Source organism: Ruegeria sp. AK4 (genome assembly GCF_056541025.1).
This window is the reverse complement of the sequence record NZ_JBQFXS010000010.1, coordinates 110,626-135,762: the sequence shown is the minus strand read 5'-3', so window position 1 is coordinate 135,762 and position 25,137 is coordinate 110,626. Positions and strand designations below refer to the sequence as shown.

General features: G+C 62.4%; 20 protein-coding genes. 8 read left to right on the top strand and 12 right to left on the bottom strand.

Features of this window, described 5'->3' with window-relative positions; translation table 11 throughout:
• Positions 1-19 precede the first annotated feature (19 nt).
• Complete coding sequence (locus tag ACR0EZ_RS17465; protein ID WP_480615480.1) at positions 20-1,162, top strand: alpha-D-ribose 1-methylphosphonate 5-triphosphate diphosphatase; 1,143 nt, start codon at positions 20-22, stop codon at positions 1,160-1,162.
• 23 nt (positions 1,163-1,185) lie between these two features.
• On the opposite strand, the gene ACR0EZ_RS17460 is transcribed toward ACR0EZ_RS17465, so the two are convergent.
• Genes ACR0EZ_RS17460 through ACR0EZ_RS17430 form a run of 7 tightly spaced genes read right to left on the bottom strand, consistent with a single transcriptional unit; the run spans position 1,186 to position 7,677 of the window.
• Positions 1,186-1,662, bottom strand: a complete 477-nt coding sequence (locus tag ACR0EZ_RS17460; RefSeq protein ID WP_480615478.1) for a class I SAM-dependent methyltransferase — start codon at positions 1,660-1,662, stop codon at positions 1,186-1,188.
• Entirely contained in the window at positions 1,659-2,429 is a 771-nt protein-coding gene (locus ACR0EZ_RS17455) for a polysaccharide deacetylase family protein (protein ID WP_480615476.1), read from the bottom strand. The genes ACR0EZ_RS17460 and ACR0EZ_RS17455 overlap by 4 nt, the downstream gene beginning before the upstream one ends.
• Positions 2,426-3,568, bottom strand: a complete 1,143-nt coding sequence (locus ACR0EZ_RS17450; RefSeq protein ID WP_480615474.1) for a glycosyltransferase family protein — start codon at positions 3,566-3,568, stop codon at positions 2,426-2,428. The genes ACR0EZ_RS17455 and ACR0EZ_RS17450 overlap by 4 nt, the downstream gene beginning before the upstream one ends.
• On the bottom strand, positions 3,565-4,149 hold the full coding sequence (locus ACR0EZ_RS17445; protein WP_480615472.1) for a histidine phosphatase family protein: 585 nt from the start codon (positions 4,147-4,149) through the stop codon (positions 3,565-3,567). Before ACR0EZ_RS17445 ends, ACR0EZ_RS17450 begins: the two co-directional genes overlap by 4 nt.
• Positions 4,146-5,219 carry a glycosyltransferase family 4 protein gene (locus ACR0EZ_RS17440; protein WP_480615470.1) on the bottom strand — a complete coding sequence of 358 codons (1,074 nt, stop codon included), beginning with the start codon at positions 5,217-5,219 and terminating at the stop codon, positions 4,146-4,148. The genes ACR0EZ_RS17445 and ACR0EZ_RS17440 overlap by 4 nt, the downstream gene beginning before the upstream one ends.
• Positions 5,219-6,466: a glycosyltransferase family 4 protein gene (locus ACR0EZ_RS17435; RefSeq protein ID WP_480615468.1), complete on the bottom strand. Its 1,248-nt coding sequence runs from the start codon at positions 6,464-6,466 to the stop codon at positions 5,219-5,221. The genes ACR0EZ_RS17440 and ACR0EZ_RS17435 overlap by 1 nt, the downstream gene beginning before the upstream one ends.
• A complete protein-coding gene (locus ACR0EZ_RS17430) occupies positions 6,463-7,677 on the bottom strand; it encodes a glycosyltransferase family protein (protein WP_480615467.1) in 1,215 nt (404 codons plus the stop codon). The genes ACR0EZ_RS17435 and ACR0EZ_RS17430 overlap by 4 nt, the downstream gene beginning before the upstream one ends.
• 376 nt (positions 7,678-8,053) lie before the next feature.
• Between ACR0EZ_RS17430 and ACR0EZ_RS17425 the strand changes: the two genes are divergently transcribed.
• Positions 8,054-10,429, top strand: a complete 2,376-nt coding sequence (locus ACR0EZ_RS17425) for a mechanosensitive ion channel family protein (protein ID WP_480615465.1) — start codon at positions 8,054-8,056, stop codon at positions 10,427-10,429.
• Between the two features lie 79 nt (positions 10,430-10,508).
• On the opposite strand, the gene ACR0EZ_RS17420 is transcribed toward ACR0EZ_RS17425, so the two are convergent.
• The 5 genes from ACR0EZ_RS17420 to ACR0EZ_RS17400 are packed head-to-tail and all read right to left on the bottom strand — an operon-like array spanning position 10,509 to position 17,717.
• Complete coding sequence (locus ACR0EZ_RS17420) at positions 10,509-11,852, bottom strand: CoA transferase (protein WP_480615463.1); 1,344 nt, start codon at positions 11,850-11,852, stop codon at positions 10,509-10,511.
• On the bottom strand, positions 11,849-13,003 hold the full coding sequence (locus ACR0EZ_RS17415; RefSeq protein ID WP_480615461.1) for an ABC transporter permease: 1,155 nt from the start codon (positions 13,001-13,003) through the stop codon (positions 11,849-11,851). Before ACR0EZ_RS17415 ends, ACR0EZ_RS17420 begins: the two co-directional genes overlap by 4 nt.
• Complete coding sequence (locus ACR0EZ_RS17410; protein WP_480615459.1) at positions 13,000-14,028, bottom strand: ABC transporter permease; 1,029 nt, start codon at positions 14,026-14,028, stop codon at positions 13,000-13,002. Before ACR0EZ_RS17410 ends, ACR0EZ_RS17415 begins: the two co-directional genes overlap by 4 nt.
• Positions 14,029-14,041: 13 nt before the next feature.
• Positions 14,042-15,952 carry an ABC transporter substrate-binding protein gene (locus tag ACR0EZ_RS17405; RefSeq protein ID WP_480615457.1) on the bottom strand — a complete coding sequence of 637 codons (1,911 nt, stop codon included), beginning with the start codon at positions 15,950-15,952 and terminating at the stop codon, positions 14,042-14,044.
• Entirely contained in the window at positions 15,945-17,717 is a 1,773-nt protein-coding gene (locus ACR0EZ_RS17400; RefSeq protein ID WP_480615455.1) for an ABC transporter ATP-binding protein, read from the bottom strand. Before ACR0EZ_RS17400 ends, ACR0EZ_RS17405 begins: the two co-directional genes overlap by 8 nt.
• A gap of 232 nt (positions 17,718-17,949) precedes the next feature.
• Between ACR0EZ_RS17400 and ACR0EZ_RS17395 the strand changes: the two genes are divergently transcribed.
• The 6 genes from ACR0EZ_RS17395 to ACR0EZ_RS17370 all read left to right on the top strand — a co-directional run bounded on the left by ACR0EZ_RS17395 (position 17,950) and on the right by ACR0EZ_RS17370 (position 25,125).
• On the top strand, positions 17,950-18,447 hold the full coding sequence (locus tag ACR0EZ_RS17395) for a class I SAM-dependent methyltransferase (protein WP_480615453.1): 498 nt from the start codon (positions 17,950-17,952) through the stop codon (positions 18,445-18,447).
• Between the two features lie 11 nt (positions 18,448-18,458).
• Complete coding sequence (locus tag ACR0EZ_RS17390) at positions 18,459-19,088, top strand: glutathione S-transferase family protein (protein ID WP_480615451.1); 630 nt, start codon at positions 18,459-18,461, stop codon at positions 19,086-19,088.
• A gap of 111 nt (positions 19,089-19,199) precedes the next feature.
• Positions 19,200-21,602 carry a GcvT family protein gene (locus tag ACR0EZ_RS17385; protein ID WP_480615449.1) on the top strand — a complete coding sequence of 801 codons (2,403 nt, stop codon included), beginning with the start codon at positions 19,200-19,202 and terminating at the stop codon, positions 21,600-21,602.
• A 2-nt stretch (positions 21,603-21,604) separates the two neighbouring features.
• The gene (locus ACR0EZ_RS17380; protein WP_480615447.1) at positions 21,605-23,149 is read left to right on the top strand and encodes a trimethylamine methyltransferase family protein; all 1,545 of its coding nucleotides are present in this window, start codon (positions 21,605-21,607) and stop codon (positions 23,147-23,149) included.
• Positions 23,150-23,824, top strand: coding sequence for a TetR/AcrR family transcriptional regulator (locus ACR0EZ_RS17375; protein ID WP_480615445.1), 675 nt, complete (start codon positions 23,150-23,152; stop codon positions 23,822-23,824).
• Complete coding sequence (locus ACR0EZ_RS17370; RefSeq protein WP_480615443.1) at positions 23,821-25,125, top strand: NAD(P)/FAD-dependent oxidoreductase; 1,305 nt, start codon at positions 23,821-23,823, stop codon at positions 25,123-25,125. The genes ACR0EZ_RS17375 and ACR0EZ_RS17370 overlap by 4 nt, the downstream gene beginning before the upstream one ends.
• Positions 25,126-25,137: the final 12 nt, after the last annotated feature.

The window sequence follows — 25,137 nt, the reverse complement described above, 5'->3', positions numbered from 1 at the left end:
CAAACCGTGTGAAATTCAGATGACAGAAGAACTGATCCTTGCCAATGCCACGCTTGTTCTGCCGGACGAGACCATCACCGGCAGCCTTCGGATTGTGGGCGAAACCATCGCCGGGATCGACACCGGCGCAGGCATTCCCGCAGGCGCGGTGGATTGCGAGGGCGACTTTGTCAGTCCCGGTCTGGTGGAATTGCACACCGACAATCTGGAACGTCACATCCAGCCGCGTCCGCAAGTCGACTGGCCCCATGCCGCCGCCATCATCGCCCATGATGCGGAACTGGCCAGCACAGGCATCACCACGGTGTTCGACGCCATGCGCATCGGCTCGATCCCCACCGGGGCCGCGCGCTATCTGAAATATGCCCGCGGACTGTCGCGCGAGCTGTGGGAACTGCGCGAGCAGGATGCGCTCAAGATCAGCCATTTCCTGCATTTGCGGGCCGAAGTGTGCTCGGAAACGCTGATCGAGGAACTGGATGAGTTCGGCCCCGAAGATCGCGTCGGGCTGGTGTCAATCATGGATCACACGCCGGGGCAGCGGCAGTTCCGGGATATCTCGAAGCTTGAGACCTATCTGAAGGTCAAATACGCGATGGACGATGATACGTTCCTGCAGCACGTGGCGCAACTGAAAGGGCTGCGCGACCGCAATGGCGACAGACATGAGGTCGAAGCGGTCCAGGCCGCCCGCCGCTTTGGCGCGGTGCTGGCCAGCCACGATGACACCACGGCCGAACAGGTGCGGGTGTCCGCCGATCACGGCATCCGTCTGGCCGAATTTCCCACCACGGTCGAGGCTGCGCGCGCCTGCCACGATCACGGGATCAAGGTGATGATGGGTGCCCCGAACGTGATCCGGGGCGGGTCGCATTCGGGCAATGTTTCGGCCCGCGAACTGGCCGAGATGGACCATCTGGATATCATGTCGTCCGACTATGTGCCCGCGGCGCTGCTACTGTCGGCGGTCATGCTGGGCGAGATGTGGGGGGATATGGCGCGCGGGATCCGGACGGTTACGCAGACCCCGGCGCAGGCTGCCGGGCTGGAGGATCGCGGCGCGTTGCGGGCCGGTGCCCGGGCCGATCTGATCCGGTTCCGGATGCGCGCGGGTGCCCCGGCGCTGAATGCGGTCTGGTCGCGGGGCCGCCGCGTCGCCTGACTAGGTGCGACAGAACCGCCTGATCAGGCGGTGTAGAACAGGTAGCGGTCCGGCGCGATGCTGTCGGGCCCTTCGATCTGCTTGAACCCCACCAGCGGCTGACCGGAAATCAGCAGGCCGCCGGGCTGCATGACCTTGGCGATCAGGGGGCTGAGGCGCGCAGACTCGGCCACGTCTTCCTCTTTGATGCCGCGCCCGAAATCGTAATGCGCCATTGCGATCCTGTGCCCTGTGCCCGCCAGCTTTTGCAGCATGGGCTCGGCCTCGCCCTGCAGAAAATCCTCGGGCGGCGGGGTGCTGTCGGGGTGGCATTGCAGAACCCGGTCCATCACCCAGATGCGGCGGTCGGGCAGGATCTCTCGCAAATGGTCATAGGTGCGGCCATTGCCAAGGCCCATATCCAGAACGTCGCCCTCCTTGCCGGCGATCTGCGCGGCGGCCCAGTTCAGCCCGTCGCGCTGGGCGGTCAGGCGGCGCAGCATGGAATCCAGTCGGCTCATGGGGTCTTGGTCCTTTGGGTTTTGGGGGCGGTCCACGGGACGGCGGGCCCGTCCAGCAGCTTGGCCAGCAATTCCTGGGTAAAGTCCCAGATGTCTTGATCATGGACCAGATGATGCGTCAACACGCCAAAGGGTTCGGCATTGTCGGCCCGTCCTTCGCGGCGATCCCGCAGCAACCCGGCGGTTTGGGGGATCAGCATGTCGGGCGATATCAGCCCGCGTGTTCCGCGCCAGTCGATGGGGTCCAGATGCGTGTTGATCTGTTCCAGCCCGGGGGCGGCCATCGCGGTTTTGCGGGGGGTCGCGGTTGAGAGGATGCGAAACCCAATGTCAGGCAGTTCGGTTGCCGCTTCGGGTGCGATGCGGTTCCAGGGCGGGACAAACATCGGCCGCAGCTCATCGCCAAACAGCGTGCGGAGCCGGGCAAACCCGGCCCGAGCATCGGCGACAAGCGCATCCAGGGGCCTGTGCAGGCGGAATTCCGACTTTTTCAGATCCGCCGGGGCATGGTTCTGATGTGCCCAGCCGTGGACCACCGGGATCAGCGTCTGCCGCTTGCCGACGTAATCCGACAGTTCGGCAGAGGCCGCTTTCGGGATCACCGCCAGATGAACCGGCAGGTTCAGCCGCGCGGACAGGTCCGACAGCATCTCCAACTGAGGCGTCGGCGCGATGGCATCATCGTCGCGCCACCACAGGGGCAGTGTTAGTCCCTGATCTCGCCAGCGACGCAACTCGGTTTCAAGGGGCAGCCAGTCAACGCTCATTGGCGGCCTGCCCAAAGGTGTTTGGTGATTTCCACGGACTTCTGCGCGCCGTCAAACCCAAGATCCTGCGTCTCGCGCCGCCCGTCGGACAATACGCGCTCGACGGCTTCGGCCAGTGCGGAACCGCTCAGGGCCCCGCTGTTCAGCACATCGATGGCGGGCATCTGCGACAGGCTTTGCCCGCGTAGACCCTGTTCAACTTCCTTGCCATCGTCGAAGGGGACGAACACGGCGGGAGTCCCGCTCTGCAGGATGTCCAGCGCGGTGTTATAGCCGCACATACTGACCGAGGCGGCGGCATGCGGCAGCATCTGGCGGAAATCCGGGCGCACCGGTTCGATGATCACAGGCGCGCCCTCGGCCAGTTGCGACAATTCGGCAATCCGCGCCTGCGCGTCCTGCCCGCCCACCAGCAGGCGCCAGCGCCTTTTGGTCATCTTTCGGGCAGCCTCGATGGCTGCGCGAAAGATCGGCTGGCCGACCGAACCTCCGCCCGCGCTGACAAGCACTTCGTCCCGCCCCACAGCGTCAGGATGCGGCTGCGGCGCTTTGGGCGCGACGAAACCGGTGTAGTGCAGGCGCTGCGCCAGTTCCGCCGACACGGGCCAACTGACGGACAAGGGAATGACGCGTTCGGTCGAATGCACCAGAATGCCGTCATAATACTGCGCCACGATCTGATCGGTGCGCTCGGCTTTTGCGGGTTTGGAGGGCGGGGCCAGAATATCCCGGATCGATCCCAGAATAAGGGGGTGCTGCGGCAGGTTCCGGGCCGCGATCAGGCACGCTTCGAACTCATCGGTCAGTGTGCGGCGACCGAACGGAAAAAGCTCGGTGATCAGAACCTGCGGCTGGAAACTTTGAACGGCTTTCGTCAGCGCAGTGATCCGCGCCGCCCGGTACGTGTCATCCGCAACCTCTCCGCTTTCGGTCAGCAGCCGGGTGAAGTTCGTGCCGTCTGACCGCAGCGGGGGCAGGCCCAGCAGGGTCAGGCCGCTGCTGTCCAACTGCGGCGCGGGCATGCCACCCGAGACCACAAGAACCTCATGCCCGTCCCCGGCAAACGCCCGGCCCAGCGTCAGCGCGCGGCTGAGATGCCCGGTGCCCAGCAAATGGGTGACAAGGATCATCACGTTCATCGGGCAGCCTCTCGCGGGATCAGGCGAACGGGGTCGGGTTCGGGGGTCAGGGTGTGCACATCAACGATATACAGGCGATTGCGTTTGATCCTGAAGGGGGCCGGGCCATCGAAATCCCATCCCCAGGCCCGGGCCAGAATGGCGCGCATGATGCCGATATGGCAGACCGCGACTGTATTGTTTCGCAAGCGGCTCAGCCATGGGCGCAGCCGCGACCAGACCTCGGCCGGGGTTTCACCGTTGGGCGGGCGGTAGTCCCACCCCCAGTCTTCGATATGCTGGTAGCCGCTGTTGTCATCCGCGATCAGGTCGATCCCGCGCAAACCTTCCCAATCGCCCCAGTTCATCTCGGTCAGCGCATCCGACGTCTGTGGGTCACGGCCCGAGACCAACCGCGCCGTTTCGCTGGCGCGCAGCAGTGGGCTGGACCAGATTTCGGCGGCTTGCCAATCCGACGGCAGGGCGTATCCCGCCAGTTCGGCGCGCGCGTCGTCGTCCAGCGGGATATCGCTGCGGCCCTGAATCCGCCCGGCGCGGTTCCAGTGGGTATGTCCGTGACGGAGCAGGGCGAGCCGGGTCATGACGCCTCCAATATCGGGCGAATTGTTGCCCAGAACCGTTTGGTCGCTTGGGGCATCAAATGGCGTTGCGCCACATGGGCGCGGGCTTTGGCCCCTAGTGCAAGGCGTTCTCGATCATCGACTAGAAGCTGTTGAATTTTATCGGCCAACCCTTTTGCACCGGCCTCAACCGCAGGGTAATCCGCCGGAGCAAGAACATCACGCACGCCGGGTCGGTCCTGCGCGGCCACCGGCAGGCCGGTCGCCTGTGCTTCAAGGTAAATCATGCCGTAAGCCTCATTCACACCGGGCCAGACCAGCAGTGAAGAGCTTTCATAGATCGCCTGCAGGGCATCTCGGTCCAACTGGCCCAGAAACGAGACCCTGTCGCCGAACCGGGCCATCTTCGCCTCAACCTCGGCGCGGGCGGGGCCGTCGCCTGCGATGCGCAGATGCCAGTCGCCGGGCAGTTGCGCCAGCGCCTGTGCCAAGATGTCATACGAGGCCAGCTTGTCGCCATGCCGCATCATCCCGACCGCCAGCATCGGCCCCTGGCCCGAGCTCTGGGGTGGCAGGTCCGCACGCGGCAGGAAGGGCGGCAGTTCGACCAATTGCTGATCGCCGAAGCGGTCGCGCTGCAGCGTGATCAGGTCATTGGCGGTGTGGTAAAAGATCACATTCGCCGCATCGCACGCCTTGTGCGCCGACTGCGCGAACCCGGCCCACGGACCGTTCAGGCGGCTTGAGGCGCGGGTGCTTTCCAGCTGAACGTAAGGCAGACCACGCGCGGCACAGACTTGCGGCCCCAGCAGATCGGGGGCCTTGTAATAGTTGTGATATGTCACCCAGACCGCAGTTTCGGGCGGCAAATCCTCAATCAGCCGGTCCGCCTCGTTCCGCGCCTGATCACGCAGCGTTTGCTGCAAGGCGGGATCGCCGGTTTTGTCATAGATGCGAAGGCGCGACGCCAGATCGACCTGATCACCCTCGGCGGCGATGGCGCGCATCAGGTTCCGGGCCATTTCCCGGTCGCCCGAGGGCGTCGGGCTGTCGGGCGATTTCATCGGGGCATAGAAGGCGACGCGGGCCATCATTCGGTATCCGAACACAAGGCGCTCAGCCGGGCGGAAAGACGGGCGATGCCGGGGTCCATCCGGAACTCGGCAATCAGGCGGTCATAGGCGGCGATGGCCATGTTGGCGGTCTTGGCGGGGTCCGAGGCCATCCCGGTAATCGCCGCCGCCAGTGAGGTCGGATCGTCATCTGACAACACCCCATGCGTTCCCGTTTCGATGAATTCGGGGATGGCCGAAACCGGGGTCGACAGCATCGGCAGATGTTGCGAGGCTGCCTCCATCAGCACATTGGGCAAGCCATCGCGGTCGCCATCTGCCGCGATACGGCTGGGCAGAACGAACAGGTCCGCGCGGCGCATGGCCTCGATCACTTCGGGCTGGTCGCAGGCACCTTTCCACGTGATCCGGTCGGCGATGCCCGCCGCCTGGGCACGACAGCGCAGCGCGTCGCCAAGCGTGCCGCCGCCGATGTGGGTCCATTGCCAGTCCAGCGATTTGGGCAGCAGGGCAAAGGCGTCGATCAGGCGGTCGAACCCCTTTTTCTCGACCAGCCGCCCGACGGACAGCATGTGAAACGGCCCGTCCGCCGCGCGTGGCGCGCGAGCGGGTGGGGAGGGAAAACGGGCAAGATCCAGCCCGTGATAGATCAGGTCCACCCGCGCCGGATCATCGGCCAGCCCGCGCAGGTGTTCGGCCCCGATGGCGGTGCAGGTCGCGCCGAAGGCCGCGCCGTGGGTCGCCGCCTGCAGCTTTTCGCGCTTTTCCCAATCCGGCGAGGTCCAGATATCCTTGGCATGGGCCGAAAAGCTCCACGGCAGGCCGCACATAATGGCGGCATAGCGCGCCACGGATGACGGCGTGTGCATGAAATGCGCATAAAGCGCCCGTGTCGCCTCGGGCAGTTCGGCGGCCAGAACGCAGGCCTGTCCAAATCGGCGAATGCGGTTATGGGAGGGATCGCGGCGCAGGTCTGCGCGCCAGACCCGGTAGGCCTCGGCATAACCGGGCAGGCGTTGGGCGATGGCGCGCGCTGACCAGACGCGCTTTGGTTCTTCGTACAGGTATTCGGGCAGGTAATGCACATGGCCAGCGAACCGGTCATGCAACGGATGGCGCTTGGTGTCGGTGGGATGGCGCAGGGACCAGATGTCAAAGCTGTGCCCGGCCTCCTGCAGGGCCACAAGCTCTTGCGCGATGAACGTTTCTGACAGGCGCGGCCATCCTTTGACCAGCACCGCCAGTTTAGGATCGGGTGCGCTCATCCGGTTGCCAGTTCCTGTTCCCGGCTCAGCAGTGCATCGACACGGTCCGTCACATAGTCCAGCCCGTCCAGCAGCCCGCCGCGAATGGCCTGCGAGGGAAGCGGTTGATTGGGCAGGTCGCGAATGGCGCGGATCATGGCGTCGGCGGTCAGCCCATCGCGGTGTTCATCCAGCATCCGCACCAGCCCCAGGTTTTCGGCCCGCGACGCGCGTATCCACTGTTCCAGACGGGGTGTGGTGCGCGGCACGATGACGGCGCGTTTGTCGAAGGACAGAACCTCGCAAAACGTGTTGTAGCCGCCCATGCAGACAACACCGGCGGCCCCGGCAAACAGGGTCTCGATCTGGGATTCAAAGCCGACCGCCGTGACCCGCCCGTTCAGCGCGGCAACGCGGGTTTCGAATTCCTCCCGCAACTCGCCGGACAGGAAGGGGCCGTAAACCAGAACCGCGCGCGGAGACAGGTTGGGGTCCTTTTCATAGGCCGACAGCACAAGGTTCACCATCGCCTTGCCGTCGCCACCGCCCCCCGGTGTGATCAGGATATAAGGCTGTTCCGGCGGCTCGCCCACAGGCCCCAGGTCGCGGCGCAGATAGCCGGTCCAATGGATGCGCGACTGTGCGGCGGGGCTGAGCGGCAGGCCCTTGGTCGGGTCATAGATCGACCGCAGCCCATAGACCCAGATTTCGTGGTAAAAGCGCTCGGTGGCGGCGATGGCCTCTTTCCTGGCCCATTCGGCGGCCAGCACCTCGGGCTCGTCCAGAACATCGCGCAGGCCGAGGATCAGCTTGGTGTCGCCGGTGAACTGCAACTGTTCCAGCGTTGGCAAAAGCTCGCCTCGGAAACCTGTCGGTTCCTTGTCGACGATCAGAACGTCCGGATCGAACTGCTGAACCGCCGTCTGAATCAGGCCCGAGCGCAGCTCGGTCACCTCATCAATACCCATCCCGATGGTGCGCGCGGCGTAAGAGCCATCTTCGCGCTTGGTCACGCCGGGCAGGCGCACATGGTCAACGCGGCGTGGAAAGGTAAAGCGGCCCGCGACAGGAGAGCCCGTCAGGATCAGGGCCGAGGCCTGCGGATCCGCCTCGGTCATCGCGGCGGCAAGCGCGCGCGACCGGCGCAGGTGGCCCAGCCCAAAGGTGTCATGGCTGTAAAACAGGATACGCGGCGCGCGGCCGGATTTTGTAGTCTGTTTGCCTAGGCTCATATTGCTGCCCGTTTTAGTGGTCTTGGTGCAATTCCCGCGCGTTTGCACCAGTTATCGTATATTGTCCGGCTTTGCTTGCCAAAGGCGGGTTTGCCTGCCGCAAATGTGCCATGCATTGCGATTTGGCAACAGGAATTTGTAGTTTGATCCGCGCATCGTACCGATGTTTGGTTCTGGTGCCGGAAGGACCGAGAGGAAAGGTTTCCAGGTTGCACCCGGACATATTCAATTTTTGTCGGATTGAAAATACCAGCAAAGGTGTTATGCGCTGAAAACACGCCTTTACACGATATTGAGACCGCCGAACGTGAAGATTTGAACAGCCTGCGCCTGTTCTGTACTCTGTTCGGTGACGGGAAAATGGATGCAAGACCTTATGAAGCTTAAATTTCTGGCCGGGCTGTTTCTGGCGTTCTGGGCCTTATTGCTGGCGTATCCGGTCGGGGTGGCGGCGCAGACATCCTTGATTCCGGGGTATTCCACAGGGTCGGGCAGCGATTCCGGAACATCGGCCGACGGCGATGTGGCAGCGGCGATCCGAGCGGCGAGTGAGGCAGGGGCCAGCGTTATCGTGATCGACAGCGCGGGACAGGTGGTTTCTGCGAACGCACAGGGCGGCGCGCAATCAGAGGACGACGCAACCGGCAACCCGATGGGCGGCGGCTCGGAACTGATGAAGGCGCAGGAGAGGTTCTCGAAATTCCGGGAATCGATGGCCTCCCGGATGGAGGCCCTGCCGTATTCGATGTTCGAAGTGCAATACATCCTGCGCCAGACCAGCCCGGATGGCCGTATCCAGACCTATGTCGAAGTGCTGGGCTGGAACATCCTGTTTCTGCTGCTGGGGCGATGGCTATCCACCGAAATCTACGGAAAACGGTTTGCAAAACATTGGGTTGTCGCGCGCAGCAAGGAAAACCCGCAAGGTTATCGCGAGAAGATGCCGTTTCTGGTGTTCCGCTTCCTGATGGGGATCGGCGGAACCATTTTCGCGATGCTTATGGCGCTGATCGTGGGGTATCTGTTCTTTGGCGAGGCCGAGGATATCTCGGTCCAGTTCACGGTGACGGCAATCTTCACCGCATTTTTCCTGTCGCGCACGGTGTCGGACCTGTGGCGGATGGTGCTGTCGCCTTTTCTGAGCCAATATCGCCTGCCGCCCTTTTCCGACCGTGATGCAAAACGGCTGTATATCTGGGCGTCGGCGCTGGCGACCTATGACATCTCGGTCGTGATGTTCTCGACCTGGGTGGCGGATTTCGGGCTGAACTACAATGTCTATGCCATGGTTTATGGCGGTCTGACCATGTTCGGGGCTTTGGGTAACGTCTTGATGATCCTGTTCAACGCCCGCGCCATTTCCAATGCCATCCGCGGGGGCCGGGCCCCGGATCAGGTGTCGTGGATTTCACGCCTCATCTCATTCGCATGGGCACCGGTGCTGATCGTGTACATCGTGTTCAGCTGGTTCAAGCTGGCGGTCGATCTGGTTCTGGAGCACCAGAACTCGATCCCAATCGTGGCCAGCAGCTACGCGATCTTCATGTCGGTGGTCGTGGCCTACGGCGCAATGAACTATCTGCTAGAGCGGTATTTCGACCGCAACCGCCAGATGGAAGAGATGAATGCCAAGCCCGAATCCGACGGGGATGAGGCCGCTGAGACCGAAACCCCGGAAGCCGAACAGCGAAAGCACGCGATCCTGACATATGAGGATCTGGCACGGCGCGTCGCGGGCATTCTTGCCTTTGTTGTCGGGCTTTATGCGGTGGTGGTGATCTGGAACCCGAACGCCAGCTGGAGCGAAGACCTGCCTGTCGGGCGTGCGCTGGACGTGATGGTGATCCTGTTCATCGGCTATATCCTGTTCCATTTCTTCCGCATCTGGATCGACAGCAAGATCGCCGAAGAGGTGGACGATGGCGGTGAGGCTGAACTGGGCGACGAAGGCGGGGAAGGCGGGCAGAGCCGCTTGGCAACCCTATTGCCCCTGTTCCGCGGGGCTATTTTGGCCGTAGTTGTCGTGACCATCGCTCTGATCGTGCTGATGGAGATTGGCATCAATGTCAGTCCGCTGTTTGCTGGTGCGGGCGTTGTGGGACTGGCCGTCGGGTTCGGCTCTCAGACCCTTGTGCGCGACATCTTCTCGGGCGCGTTCTTCCTGTTGGACGATGCTTTCCGCAAGGGCGAATATATCGACATCGGGGATGTGAAAGGCACGGTCGAGAAAATCTCGGTCCGGTCTTTCCAGCTGCGCCACCATCTGGGTGCGCTCAACACCATTCCGTTCGGTGAAATCAAGGTGCTGACCAACTATTCCCGCGACTGGGTGATCATGAAACTGCCCTTGCGCGTGACCTATGACACGGATGTCGAGAAAGTGCGGAAGCTGATCAAGAAGCTTGGCCAGCAACTCCTGACCGATCCGGTGATTGGCGAGAACTTCATCCAGCCGCTGAAATCGCAGGGCGTGATCGAGATGCAGGATTCGGCGATGATCATCCGGGTCAAGTTCATGACCAAACCGGGCGATCAGTGGCTGGTGCGCAAGAAAGTCTATCAGGAAATCCGCGAGTTGTTTGCCCGCGAAGGTATCCGCTTTGCCCACCGCGAAGTGACGGTGCGGCTGGCCGATGACAAAGATCCGGAAGACCTGACGCCCAAGCAGCGCGAGGCGGTGACGGGGGCGGTTCAGGCCGCGATTGACGAGGACTATCTGGACGATATCGGCCCCGGCGGCGACGACCGCTAGGGCGGGCTCCCGCCCCTTTGGGTTGCGCCTCTGACGAGACGCCATCCAAAGTGTTGGGCCGGGCCGCGCGTTGGATGTGTTAGGGCCATTCCGGCTCGGATGTGCCGAGTCTCGGGGCAGGCAAATCCCAGCTCATTTTCGTTTCACCCACCCTCAGAGCGGGTTTAAGACGGTGGCCGGAACCCCAGCCAGACGCCTCGGGCACCGAGGCGAAGTCGGTGGATTGGGCCACGCCGATCTCATCGCTTCCGCCGGACTTGCTGAGCCGCGCCAGCAACTCCGCAGTGCGGGCCAGCGACAGATGCGCATACATGACCGAATTGCCTGACGCGGCCTCGGTCAAAGCGGATAGGACGGCGGCGGCCATCAGATAGCCCGTCGCGTGGTCCAGCGCCTGAACGGGCAGGGGCGTGGGCTTGTCGGCTTGGGCCCACCCCATCCCTGCATGGGCTATTCCGGCGCTCATCTGGACCAGACTGTCAAAGCCACGCCGCGCCGACCACGGGCCCTGCCAGCCATAGGCGTCCAGCGTCACCTCGATCCGGTTGGGGGCAAGCTCGTCGCGTTTGGCCTTGGTCAGCCCAAGCGCGTCCAGAGCGCCGGGGCGGTAGCCGTGAACAAACACATCCGCCTGCGCCAGCAGGTCCTGCAGACGCTCCAGCCCTTTTGGCGATTTGAGGTCGAGATAGGTGCAGCGCTTGCCCAGAGAGATATCGGGGATGACGCCGGGTTCATCCCAATCCGGAGGATCAACGCGCAGCACATCCGCGCCGAAACCGGCCAGCGTGCGGGTCGAAACAGGCCCGGCCAGCACGCGGGTCAGGTCGAGCACCCGCAACCCGGCCAAAGGGCGCGCTGCGGTGGCTTGCGACCGGTCCCGCAACGCAACAGGGCGCGGCCCCTGCCAACTGATCAGCGGATCGCGCGAGACCGCGCGTCCCTGCGGATGTTCCAGCCACTCGGTCCGGCTGCGCATGGCGGCGGCAACGCCTCCCTGCGCCACGACGGCGTTTTCCAGATCGGTGATTTGCCAGGACCGGACGGCTTGCGTCACCGCTTCGCGATCCGGCGTCGTGGCCAGAACCTTCAGAACCGCCGCACGGTGATGCGGCAGGTTGGTGTGCAATCTGATCCAGCCATCCGAGGCCCGGTAATCCCCGGCTATCGCATCCCACAGGTTGGGCAAGTCCCACCCATCGGGCCGGAACGAAAACCCGTACCACAACGAGGCCAGACGATGATCGACGGCAACCTCGGCCTCGGAGGCCGTCAGGTTCAGCGCTTTCATCAGGCGGGCCAGTTCCAGACCCACTGCCGCGAAGCTGGCGGTTGCCAGTTCCGACACGGCAAATGCGCTGGGCAGGGCACCCGAGCCTGTGGACCGATAGCTGTCAGTGGCCGGAAGGGACGCAAGCAGGCTCATTGCTGATAGGGGTCAAGGCTGTCGCGCAGACCGTCACCAAGGAAGTTGAACGCCAGCACTACCACGATGATCGGCAGCATCGGAATCGCCGTCCACGGGTAGATCTCAATCGAGGCCAGGTTCTGCGCATCGTTCAGCATCACCCCCCAACTGACCGCCGGGGCCCGCAGGCCAAGGCCAAGAAAGCTGAGCGCCGTTTCCCCAAGGATCATCGCCGGGATCGACAGCGTGGCCGAAGCGATCAGGTGCGACATGAAGTTCGGCAGAAGGTGCTTTCGGATCACCCGGCCCGAACTTGCGCCCATCATCTCGGCCGCGCGCACGTATTCCTCTTCCCGCAGCGACAGGAACTTGGCGCGCACGGATCGCGCCAATCCGGGCCAGTCGAGGATGCCGAGGATGATCGAGATGATGAAGAACACCGCGACCGGGCTCCAGTTCGAGGGCACGGCGGCGGACAGGGCCAGCCAGAGCGGCAGTTCGGGCAACGAGCGCAGGATTTCGATCACCCGGTTGATGATCCAGTCTATGCGCCCGCCGAAATACCCGGCCATCGAGCCAAACAGGATGCCCAGGAAGAAGGACACCGAAATGCCGATCAGACCCACCGTCAGCGAAAGCTGCGCACCGTAAAGAATGCGGCTGAAAATATCGCGGCCCAGCCGGTCAGACCCCCACAGGAACAGCGTGGACCCTTCGGGCGCGCAGAACAGATGCCTGTCGGTCTTGATCAGCCCCGCCAGCTTGTATTCCGAGCTTTTGCAGAAGAACCGGATGGGTTGGGGGTTGTCGGTGTCGGGGACAAACTTCCACTGGAAGGTCTCAAGATCGGCCTCGGCTATGATGGGATAGACATACGGTCCGACGAACTCGCCCTCGTGAAACCAGTTGACCGATTGCGGCGGGGCATAAAGGTGCTCTCCGTTCCGGTCATTGGGGCCGTATGGGGCAATGAAGCCGGCGAAGGGCAGCATCAGATAGCAGAACAGCAGGAAGATGCCCGAGATCAGGCCCAGCTTGTGCGTTTTGAACTTGCGCCAGACCAGCACCCAGTTCGGGGCGTCCAGATCGGCGCGCTCCAGTTGCTGGACGGATGCCTCCGGATCGAACGGGGCGTCATCGACATAGCGATCGTCGGGGCGGTCGGTCATGCTTCGCGCCCCTCATACCGGATGCGCGGGTCCAGCATGACCAGCAGGATGTCGGAGATCATCGTCCCGATGAGCGTCAGTAACGCCACGAACATCAGGATGAAGGCGGACAGGAACTGGTCCTGCGTCTTGAGCGCGGTCAGCAGGGTCGGGCCGATGGTTTGCAGACCCAGAACAACCGAGACCAGAACCGAGCCCGACACCATCGACGGCAGCAGGTTGCCGATATCCGCCACGAAGGGGTTGAAGGCCACGCGCAGGGGGTATTTTGTCAGCATCCGCGACGGGGCCATGCCCTTGGCGATGGCGGTTTCCACGTATGGCTTGCCCAATTCGTCCAGCATATTGGCGCGCAGGCGCTGCATCATGGCCGAGGCTCCGGAAGTGCCGATCACGAAGGTCGGCACGATCAGGTGAATGAGGATGGATTTGAGCTTGTCCCAACTCATCGGCTGACCTTCGAACCGGGGGTCCATCAGGCCGCCGATGGGCAGGTTGAAATATTGATGCCCGTAGTAGAACAGGATCAGCGCCAGCAGAAAGTTCGGGGTCGCCAGACCCAGATAGCCCACAAAGGCCGAGGTGTAATCGATCCAGGTCCGCGACCGGGCGGCAGCGAGGACCCCGAGCGGCAGGGCGACGGCATAGACAAACAGGATAGCCGCCAGATTGACGACCACCGTCAGCCAAAGCGTGTCGCCGACGATTTCCGATACAGGGCGGTCAAACTCGAAGGACCAGCCGTAGTTGCCCTGTAGCAACCCGGCAAAGCCGTGCGGGCCCGGCCAGAACCCGATCCAGATCAGGTATTGTTCCCACATAGGGCGATCCAGCGCGTATTCGGTGCGCAGAAACTCGGCCTTGGCCACACCGGCGGACTGGCCCGAGGCCTGCAGTTCGGCAATCTGGTTGCTCAGGTAATCGCCGGGCGGCAGGTTGATGATCACGAAGACCAGAACCGACACCACCAGCAGCGTCAGCAGCATCGTGAAAAAGCGGTACACCGCATAGCGCAGCATTATCATTTAGCTGCTCCTGTCAGTCGGCGAAGAAGAACTCGTCCGGTCGGTGTACGCCGAAATGCGCTCCGGGGTCCCAGGCCCACATGGCCTCTTCCGGCACGTTGCGCAGGCGGTTGGATATGACAATGGGCTGAGGCGCGCCGTTCAGGATGCCGATGGCGTAAAGCTGATCGGCATGAATGTTCAGCATTTCGGTCCAGGCAGCGGTACGCTCTTCATCGTTTGTGGCGACTTCCCAGTCATGGGCTAGGGCCATCAGGCGTTCCGCCTCGGGCATGTCGGGGGCTTCGCCGACCTCGCCTCCGGTCTGGTAGTACTGGCCCCATTTGGGCCAGGCCAGAAACACCTGATCGGTTGGCGCCAGATAAGCGGGTGAGGTATGCGCCTGCGGGATGCCGTCATCCCAGCCGAACCACACGGACGCCATCGTGTTGCCAGCGAAAACCCGGTTGCGCAGAATATCGCGGTCCAGCGGGCGCATCACCAGTTTGACGCCGACGTCCCGCCAGTTATCCGTCACGATCTGCAGGGCGTTTTCTACCTCTTGCCGTTCCCCGGCGGTTTCGATCACCAGCTCCATCGGGCGGCCATCGGGCAGCAGCCGGATGCCGTTCTTGTCGCGCTGATCCAGACCAGCCTCATCCAGCAGAGCGTTGGCCTGTTCCACATCGAAATCCGCCCAGGCCTGCGCGTTTTCCTCGTTGTAGAAGGGTGAGGCAGGCAGGACCGACATCGCCCCCGGCTTGGCCAGTTTGAAGTAAAGCGCCTGGTTGATCGTGTTGCGGTCGATGGCCAGTGACAGCGCACGGCGCACGCGCACATCGCGCAGCACATCCCGCCAGCCGTCATCCGAAAAGTTCAGGTTCGGATAGATCGCGATCTGGGACGCCACACCGGTCTTCCACAGCAGCGTCTTGTAATTCCCCTGCTCTTCGCCCTTTTTCAGGATCGAGGCATCGCGGAACGCCAGCCCGCGCCCCTGCAGGTCGCTTTCACCGGCATTGGTTTTGGCGGCGACCAGACCGGGGGCCACGATCTCCATCTCGACGACATCGATATAGGGCAGTTGCACGCCGTTGGTGTCGATGCGGTGGTAATAGGGGTTGCGAACGAAGTTGTGACGGATTTTCTTGCCCGAGCTTGCGTTCACCCAGGGCTGCAACGTGGGCAGTTCGTGGTTGTCGAACTTATACAGGTTGTCCAGCTTGTTGTGCAGCGCCGCCCAGCTTTTGACGCGGGCATCCTCGACCAGAAACGCGATTTCCTCGGGGTCGGCGAATTTATCGTGATACTGTTTAAGAAACGCCGCCGGGCGGTAGATGAAAGGCGGGCGCGCCTGCGCCAGAGATTGCAGGAAATCGGGGTTCGGGTCGTCCCACTCGTAAATCACCGTTGTCTCATCGGGGAAGGACACGGTCGGGGTTTTACCTTCGACAATCAGGAAATCAGGCGGGCCGGAGGGGCTGAGCAGTTCATTGTTGGCGACATCCTCCCACCAGTAGCGGAAATCTTCCGAGGTGAAGGGCGAGCCGTCTGACCACTTGTGGCCTTCGCGCAGGTTCAGGGTGAATTTCCGGTTGTCCTCGTTTTCGAACGACTCCAGCAGGTCGGGGACGATTTCGTAGTTTTCGTCAAATCCGACCAGTCTGGCATAGCCATAGACCACCATCTGGCGGATATCCTTGGACCGCGTCACCATTGTGCGCAGCGTCCCGCCCGGTGTTCCGAACTCACGCCCCTTCGCGGACAGATCGACGACCAAGGGCTCTTTCGGCAGGCGCTCTTCCACCGGGGGCAGGTGTTCGGCATTCACTTCGGACAGCCAAAAGGCATTTTCCTGCGGGGTCGGTGTTTCTGCCGTGGCGGGCAGCATCCATGCAGCCGCCAGCGTGGCGGCCAGGATCAGGGGGCGAGTGGTCTTAAACATGGCAACGTACCTTATGGCCCGGTTCCAATTCCACCAGTGAGGGTAGCACGGTGTCAGAGAAACGAAAGGCTTCTTCCCAACTGTCCGGCGAACCGGCGCCCAAGGATACCATCTTGAGGTCGATCGGGCGGTTGATATCGGGTTCTGGTTGAGCGGCAATCAACGCCTTGGTGTAGGGGTGGCGCGGATTGTAGAAAAGTGTTTCGGGCGGGGCCTGCTCGACGACAAGACCCCGGCGCATCACGGCAACTTCGTCAGCGATGCGGGCAACGACCGCAAGATCGTGCGAGATGAAGAAGTAAGACAGGTTCAGACTGTCCTGCAGGTTTTCCAGCAGCGTCAGGATCTGTTCCTGAACCGAAACATCCAGCGCCGAGGTCGGCTCGTCACAAACGATCAGCTGCGGGTCCAGCATCATCGCCCGCGCAATCGACAGGCGCTGACGCTGACCGCCGGAAAACGCGTGCGGATAACGTTTCAGCATATCGGCATTCAGACCGACGCGCTTCAGCATCTCGGCTGCCTTGTCCCGCTGATCCGCAGGCGAGCCGATGCGGTGAATTTCCAACGGTTCGGTCATGGCGTCCTGAATGCGCATGCGCGGGCTCAGGGAGCTATAGGGGTCCTGAAACACCATCTGCGCCTTGCGCTGAAAGGCGGTGCGCTGCTCGCGGCTCATGCGGTGGACGGGGATCGGGTCTGCGCCCGGTTCGGTCCGGAACAGAATCTCTCCGCCCGGGTCAGGCAGTTCGGCACCCAGCGCGATGCGGGCGGCTGTGGTCTTGCCCGAGCCGCTTTCACCGACAATCGCCAGCGTCTTGCCGCGTGCCAGGTTCAGATCAACACCGCGGCAGGCATGGATTTCCTTGTCGGACTGCCAGCCCTTGCTGGACCGCATCGTGTAGGTCTTGGACACGTCCTTCATCTGCAGGATCAGGTCCTCGCCCGGCATCGGCAGGCCAACGGTTTCCTGATCCGGTATTTCCGGTGCGGCATCGAAAAGCTGCTTGGTATAGGGATGCGCTGGGGCGGTCAGGATCGGTGCGGCAGGGCCCGCCTCCATCACCCGGCCCTTGTGCATGACCACCACCTGCTCGGCCATGTTGGCCACAACGCCCAGATCGTGGGTGACGAGGATCAGCGCCATGCCCGTTTCGCGCTGCAAATCTTTGATCAGCCCCAGCACCTGCGCCTGCGTGGTCACATCCAGCGCTGTCGTAGGCTCGTCCGCGATCAGCAGTTCGGGCCTGGCGACCATTGCCATTGCGATCATGGCGCGCTGACGCATGCCGCCCGACAGCTCGAACGGATAAGAGTCATAAGCGCGCTGCGGGTCGGGAAAGCCCACGCGTTCGAACTGGGTCAGAACCTCTTTGCGGGCCTGCGCCTCGGACATGCCGCGGTGCAGCCACAGCACCTCGGACACCTGATTGCCGATCTTGTGCAGTGGCGACAGCGACCGCATCGGTTCCTGAAAGATCATCGAGACCCGATTGCCGCGAATGCGGCGCATTTCGCGCTCGTTGATCTGCGTCAGGTCGGCAAGGCCCTTGGAATCGTTCAGAGTTATGGTGCCGCTGCGAATCTGAGCGGTCCGGGGCAGGATACGCAACGCTGCCCGGCACGAGATGGTTTTGCCCGAGCCGGATTCCCCCACAAGCGCAAGTGTCTGTCCGGCAGCGACATCAAAATTCACGTCTCTGACCACAGGTTCCCCTGCGCCAAAGCCTATGCTCAGGTCTCTGACGGACAACAACGCGCTCATACGGGGTCTCCACCCGCTGGGCCGGTCGGTAACATCGGCTTATCAACTCCCCGTGATTTTTTGCTCAGTGTCGCGCGGTTCTGCCCGACTAGTCAAACCCGTTCTTTCGCCGAAATGTCGCGGGAATGTGAAACTTAGGCCTTCGCGGCTACACAAAGTCTTGAGTTTTTGTCATCTAGGGCACCGTCAGCCGCATCTATGCTGGCGACTGGTATCAAGGAGAGATTTCCACGTGTCCGAGAATCAAAGCCGTCTGGATCTGTTCATCGACCGCATGGTGTCGCAGCGCGCCTGTCTGGACCATGCGATTGCGCAGACGTCCCAAATGACCGGACCGGTGTTCGAACTGGGTCTGGGCAATGGCCGGACGTATCATCACATGATGCAGCATATTCAGGATCGTCCGGTTTACGTTTTCGAGCGCGCCGTTGCCTCGCACCCCGATTCCACCCCGCCGGACGACCGGGTCATTCTGGGCGATGTGCGCGAAACTTTGCCTGCGTCGCTCGAACGGTTCGGGGCAACCGCCAGCCTGATCCATGCCGATCTGGGCGGGCATAACCGCGAAAAGAACGATGCTTTCGCGCGGTTTGTCTCGCCTTTGATCGAACCGCTTCTGGCCGAGGGCGGGCTGATGGTGTCCAGCGACCGGATGTATTTTGACACGCTGACCGAACTGCCCCTGCCGGATGGCGCGGTCGAAGGGCGCTGTTTCATCTATCGCCGTTAAGGAGGCCGCCGATGATTTTCTATGACTGTTCGACCGCCCCAAACCCGCGCCGCGCCCGCATGTTCATTGCGGAAAAAGGGCTGGAGATTGAGACGCGCGATATTTCCATCGCCAAGGGCGAGCAGTTGGATGAGGCGTTTCTGTCCCTGAACCCGCGCGGCACGATCCCGGTTCTGGTGACGGATGAGGGCACGGTTCTGACTGAAAATCTGGGTATAGCGGCCTATTTGGAAGCGCGCTTCCCCGAGCCGCCCCTGATGGGTCTGACCCCGGATGAAAAGGGGCTGGTCCTGATGTGGAACACACTTGTCGAACAGCAAGGCGGCGTGCCGATCGCGGAAGCCCTGCGCAATTCGCATCCGGCTTTCGCGGGCCGGGCGATACCGGGGCCGGTCAACTATGCGCAAATCCCCGATCTGGCCCAACGCGGCCTTGACCGCACCAAAGCCTTCTTCGATCTGCTTGAAAGCCGGTTACAGGACAGGCCGTTTGTTGCGGGCGACAGCTTTACGCTGGCCGACATTTCGGCCTTCGTGTTCGTCGATTTCGCCCGCGTCATCAAAATGCGGATCCCCGAGGGCAACACGGCCACTCTGGCATGGTTCGAAAAGGTGCAGGCCCGCCCCAGCGCGCAGCTTTAATCCCCGCCAGTAGGGCTGCGGGATTTCAGTGCGATACACTGTACAGAAATGTCTAGACAGAAGTGAACAGTGCGTCTAGCGTCCTCTGCGAGTCATGCAGGGGAGCGCAGGATGAAATCTCAATATCGCGTTGTGGTCATCGGGGGTGGCGTTGTCGGTGCCTCGGTTCTGTATCATCTGGCCAAATTCGGCTGGTCCGATGTGGTCATGCTGGAACGGCGGCGTCTGGCCTCGGGGTCTTCGTGGCATGCGGCGGGCGGCATCCACGCGCTGAACGCCGATCCCAACATGGCGGCGCTGCAGGCCTATACAATCGACCTGCTGAGTGAGATCGAGAAGGAATCCGGTCAGAATATCGGTCTGCACATGACTGGCGGCCTGACGCTGGCGGGAACGCCCGAGCGCTGGGAATGGTTGCAGGCGAACTACCGTATCTTCCAGTCCATCGGCATTGACGATTGCGAATTGCTGTCCCCGCAAGAGGCGCAAAGACGCTGCCCGATCATGTCCACCGAAGGCGTGCTGGGCGCGATGTGGGCCGACCGGGAAGGATATATCGATACGACCGGCACGGTGCAGGCCTATGCCACAGCGGCCAAGAAACGTGGCGCTGAATATTACGAAGAAACCAAGGTTGAAAGTCTGACGCAGACTGCGGATGGCTGGCAGGTTGTCACCGACAAGGGCACGATCACCTGTGAACATGTGGTCAACGCGGCGGGTCTTTGGGCCAAGCAGGTGGGGCGCATGGCCGGGGTGGAACTGCCGGTGTCGCCGCTGAAACACCACTATCTGATCACCGACACCGTGCCCGAGGTCGCGCAAGCCGATTTCGAGATGCCGATGACGGTCGACCTCGAAGGCTTCACCTATATGCGGCAGGACCAGAAGGGCGTTCTGGTTGGCATTTACGAGGTCGATCACGAACACTGGGCCATGGACGGCGCGCCGTGGGGTTATGGCGAGGAGCTGTTTCAGGAACAGCTCGACCGGATTGAGAATGAGCTGACGCTGGGCTTTGAACGTTACCCCTCGATCCAGAATGTCGGCATCAAGACATGGGTCAACGGCGCGTTCACCTTTTCGCCCGACGGCAACCCTCTGGTCGGGCCGGTGCCGGGTAAACGCGGCTACTGGTCGGCCTGCGCGGTGATGGCCGGGTTCCTGCAGGGTGGCGGCGTTGGCAAGACGCTGGCCGAATGGATGATCCATGGTGAGCCCGAGGCCGATGCCTGGCCGATGGACGTGGCGCGCTACGGCGACTTTGCGCAGAACAAGCGCTACATTCGCGAGACGACGGGCCAGTTCTATTCCCGCCGCTTCGTGATGACCTATCCGAACGAGCAACTGCCTGCAGGCCGCCCGCTGAAAATGGCCCCCGCCCATGACGCGATGACCGAGGCTGGCTGCAAATGGGGTGTTAGCTGGGACCTGGAAGTGCCGCTGTATTTCGCGCCAAAGGGGTTTGACGAGACGCCGACCCTCAAGCGCTCCAACGCGCATGACATTGTGGCCGAGGAATGCAAAACCATCCGCGAGGGCGCGGGTCTTTTGGATATCTCGGGCTTTTCCCGGTTCGAGGTCAGCGGCCCGAACGCGCCGGCGTGGCTGGACAAGGTCATGGCCTCGAAACTGCCCGCGCCGGGTCGGGCGAAACTCGCCCCGATGGTGGGCGAAAACGGGCGGCTCAAGGGCGATCTGACCGTGCTGAACTGGGGCGACGGCACCTGGTGGATCATGGGCAGCTACTACCTGCGCGCCTGGCACATGCGCTGGTTCGACGATCACATGATGGATGGCGTGACTGTCCTCGATCTGGGAGAGGAATATTGCGGCTTTGCCGTCGTTGGCCCGAAATCGCAGGCGGTGGTCGAGAATCTGGCGGAACAGGATATCTCGGGCCTGAAATTCATGGGCTGTGGTGACTTCGATATCGGACTGGTTCGCGCCCGCGTTGCCCGCATGTCGGTGACGGGCGAGAAGGGGTACGAGATCAACTGCCGCTACGGCGACCACATCAAGCTGCGCCGTATGCTGCTGGACGCCGGAGCCGAAGAAGGTATCCGCGAATGTGGCTTCAACGCGATGCTTTCGACCCGGCTTGAGAAAAGCTTTGGCATCTGGTCGGCGGAGTTCACGCAGCTCTACACCCCCGGAATGACCGGCATGGATCGCTGGATCGACTGGGATAAGGATTTCGTCGGCAAGTCCGCCGCCGTGGCCGAGCGCGATGGCAACGGCCCGGATCAGGTTCAGGTGACGCTGGAAGTGGACGCGCTGGACGCCGATGCCAGCGGGTATGAACCCATCTGGGCTGACGGCGAGCGTGTGGGTTTCGTGACCTCGGGCGGGTACGGCCACTACACCGGCAAGTCCCTTGCGATGGCTTTGGTGAACCATGACAAATCCGAACCCGGAACCGAATTGTCCGTGCATGTGGTGGGCGTCGAACGCCCCGCGCGTGTAATCGCGCCGTCGCCCTACGACCCGCAGGGCAAAGCGATGAGGGGGTGATCATGCGCAGCCAGATCCCGGACCGTGGACGGCGGCGACGGGGGCGCGAGGCCGCTCCGCCCGTCAGTCGCAATGTGAACTATCGCCAGTTGCGCAACCCCTTCCCGCAGATGGAGGTGTTCCCGGCGGATCAGATCGCAGACATGCACGAAACAGCCCTGCGCACGCTGGAAGAGCTTGGGGTAAAGGTGCTGCTGCCCGAAGCCCGCCGCCTGTTCGAAAAGGCCGGCGCGCGGGTGAAGGAAGACAGCGAAATGGTCTTTATCGGGCGCGATCTGGTCGAGGCTGCGGTCGCCTCTGCCCCCAAATCGATCAACTGTCGTGCTGGGGCGAGAGCGCGCGACTTTACGCTGGAACTCGGCAGCCTTGTCTTCCAGCCCGGGGCCGGGGCTCCTAATGCCACCGACCTTGAGCGTGGGCGCCGCCCGGCGACGGGGCAGGACTATCTGGAGTTCCTGAAACTCACCCATCATTTCGACGTGTTCCAGATGATCTCGCCGCAGGTCGAGCCGCAGGACGTGCCGACCAATCTGCGCCACTACTTCACGACCAGGGCGCAGATGGAGTTGACGGACAAGTTCCCGTTCTTCTTCTCGCGCGGGACGCCGCAGGTGATGGACTGCTTCGAGATGCTGTCGACCGCGCGGGGCCTGTCCGACGATGAATTCCGCGCCAACCCGCATGCTTACACGATCATCAATACCAACAGCCCGCGCACGCTGGATATCCCGATGGCGCAGGGGCTGATCGATTTCGCGCGTCATGGCCAGATGTCGATCATCACGCCGTTCACGCTGATGGGGGCGATGGCTCCGATCACTGTGGCCGGGGCGATTACGCTGTCCCATACCGAGGCACTGGCGGCGCTGACCCTGACGCAACTGGCAGGTCCGGGCGCGCCGGTCTGTTATGGGACCTTCACCAGCAATGTGGACATGAAATCGGGGGCACCGGCCTTTGGGACGCCCTCGCATTTCCAGGCGTCGCTGGCGGCGGGGCAACTCGCCCGCCATCTGGGCCTGCCGTGGCGATCGGCGGCGGGCTCGGCGGCGAATATCAACGATGTGCAGGCAGCCAACGAAAACCAGTTTGGCCTGTGGGGCTGTCTGATGGCTGGTGCGACCGTGATCATCCATTCAGCCGGGTGGCTGGAGGGCGGGCTGACCGTGTCCTTCGAAAAGCTGGTCTGCGACGCCGAGGTGCTGAACATGGTGGCCGAACTTTGCGCCGGGGCGCAGGCCGGAACCGCCGAGATCGGGTTTGACACGGCGCTGCGCGAGGTCGAGCCCAGCGGGCATTTCTTCGCCTCGAGCCAGACGATGGAGCGCTACAATACCGAATTCTACGAGCCGCATGTGCACGATTACGCCAATTTCGGCACCTGGACCGAGCGCGGGTCGGTCGATGCCAATCACCGCGCAACCGGCGTCTGGAAGGACATCCTGAGCAACTTCAAAGCCCCGCCCGGCGACAGCGACCGTTTGGGGGCCCTGCATGACTTTATCGCGCGCCGCTCCGCCGAGGGCGGCGCGCCACCGGAGAGTTGAATGAACACCAAACCGATCCTGCACCGGGACGATCCCAAGGCCGAGCCGCTGGTCGGAAACATCAAGGTCACGCGCGATGACTGGCTGAACGTGGCGATGGATGTTCTGATCTCGGATGGGATCGATCAAATCAAGGTGCTGAATCTGGCCGAGCGGATGGCGGTGTCGCGGTCGTCTTTCTATTGGTATTTCAAGTCCCGGCAGGAGCTTCTGGACGCGCTGCTGGCGCGCTGGCAGGCGACAAACACGGCGGCCCTGATCGCCCAGGCCAAGGCACCGGCAGAGACGATTACGGCAGCCGTCTGCAACGTGCATCGCTGCGTGGTGAACACGGAACTTTTCGACACCGCGCTGGACTTTGCCATCCGTGACTGGGCGCGCAAATCGGGCAAGGTGCGGCGGGCACTGGATCAGTCGGACGCGCGGCGGTTGCAGGCGCTGCATGCCATGTTCGCACGATATGGCTATTCCGAGGTCGAGGCCGAAACCCGCGCCCGCGTGCTGTATTACATGCAGATCGGATACGATCTGGCGCAACTGAACGAACCGATTGCCAATCGGATCTCGATGGTGCCGCACTATCTTTACGCCTTTACCGGCGTCGAAGCCAAACCCGAAGAAGTGGAAGAATTCAGCGCATATTCCCTGCGCTACTGGAAAGGAGAATCGTTATGAGCCAACCAGACGCCATCATCATCGGCACCGGCGTGATCGGGGCCGCCATTGCGTTCGAAATGGCCAAAGCCGGATGGAAAACCCTGTCGCTGGACCGGAACAGCCAGGTTGGCCACGGCTCGACCGCCGGGTCCTGCGCGATCATCCGCATGCATTACTCGACCTTCGACGGCACCGCTTTTGCGTGGGAAGGCTATCACTACTGGCGCGACTGGGCCGACTATCTGGGCCTGCCAGAGAATGCCAATCTGGCGCAGTTCCGCGAAACCGGGTGTCTGGTCATGAAGACCGAGGCCAACGGGCTGCTGGAAAAGCATATGCACAACAGCGCCGATCTGGATTGCCCGTTCGAAGAATGGTTGCCCGAGAAGATCACCGAGCGTCTGCCCGTCTATTCCATGGACAGCTTCGCCCCCGCACGGCGCATGGACGATCCGGAGTTTGGCCAGACGAACGGCCGCAAGATGGCGGGCGGCGTGTTCTGGCCGCAGGCGGGCTATGTCACCGATCCGGCATTGTCGGCGCAGAACCTGATGGATGCCGCGAAACAGCACGGGGCCGAGGTGCGCACCGGGGTTGAAGTGGTCGAGATTCTGACCGAAGACGGCAGGGTTTCGGGGGTCAAACTGGCCTCGGGCGAGGAAATCCACGCCAAGGTGGTTGTGAATGTCGCGGGCCCAGGATCGGCGATCGTCAACAAGATGGCAGGTGTTCTGGACGACATGACCATCGAGACCCGCCCCTTGCGTCAGGAAGTCGTTCACGTGCCCGCGCCCGAGGGGTTCGACTTTGAAAATGACGGCACCATCGTCTCGGACAGCGACATCGCCTGCTACTGCCGCCCTGAGCATGGCAATCACATCCTCGTCGGCTCGGAAGACCCGGAATGCGACCCGCATCAGTGGTGCGAGGATGATGTCCATTACAACCACGACTTCACCGATCAGTGGACCACACAGGCAATGCGCTACGCGCAACGTGTGCCCAGCCTCGGTATTCCGTCCAAAACGCGTGGGGTGGTCGATCTGTATGACGCCTCGACCGACTGGATTCCGATCTACGACAAATCCAGCCTGCCGGGGTTTTACATGGCCTGCGGCACCAGCGGGAACCAGTACAAGAATGCGCCGATTGCGGGCAAGATGATGGCTGCCTTGATCAATTATTGCGAGGGTGGTGCGGATCACGATGCGCAGCCGTTGCAGTTCGAACTGCCCTATATCAAGCGGACAATCGATGTCGGCTTCTATTCGCGCAAGCGGCCCATCAATGAAGAAAGCAGTTTTTCTGTGCTGGGCTAGCCGGGACCCTGA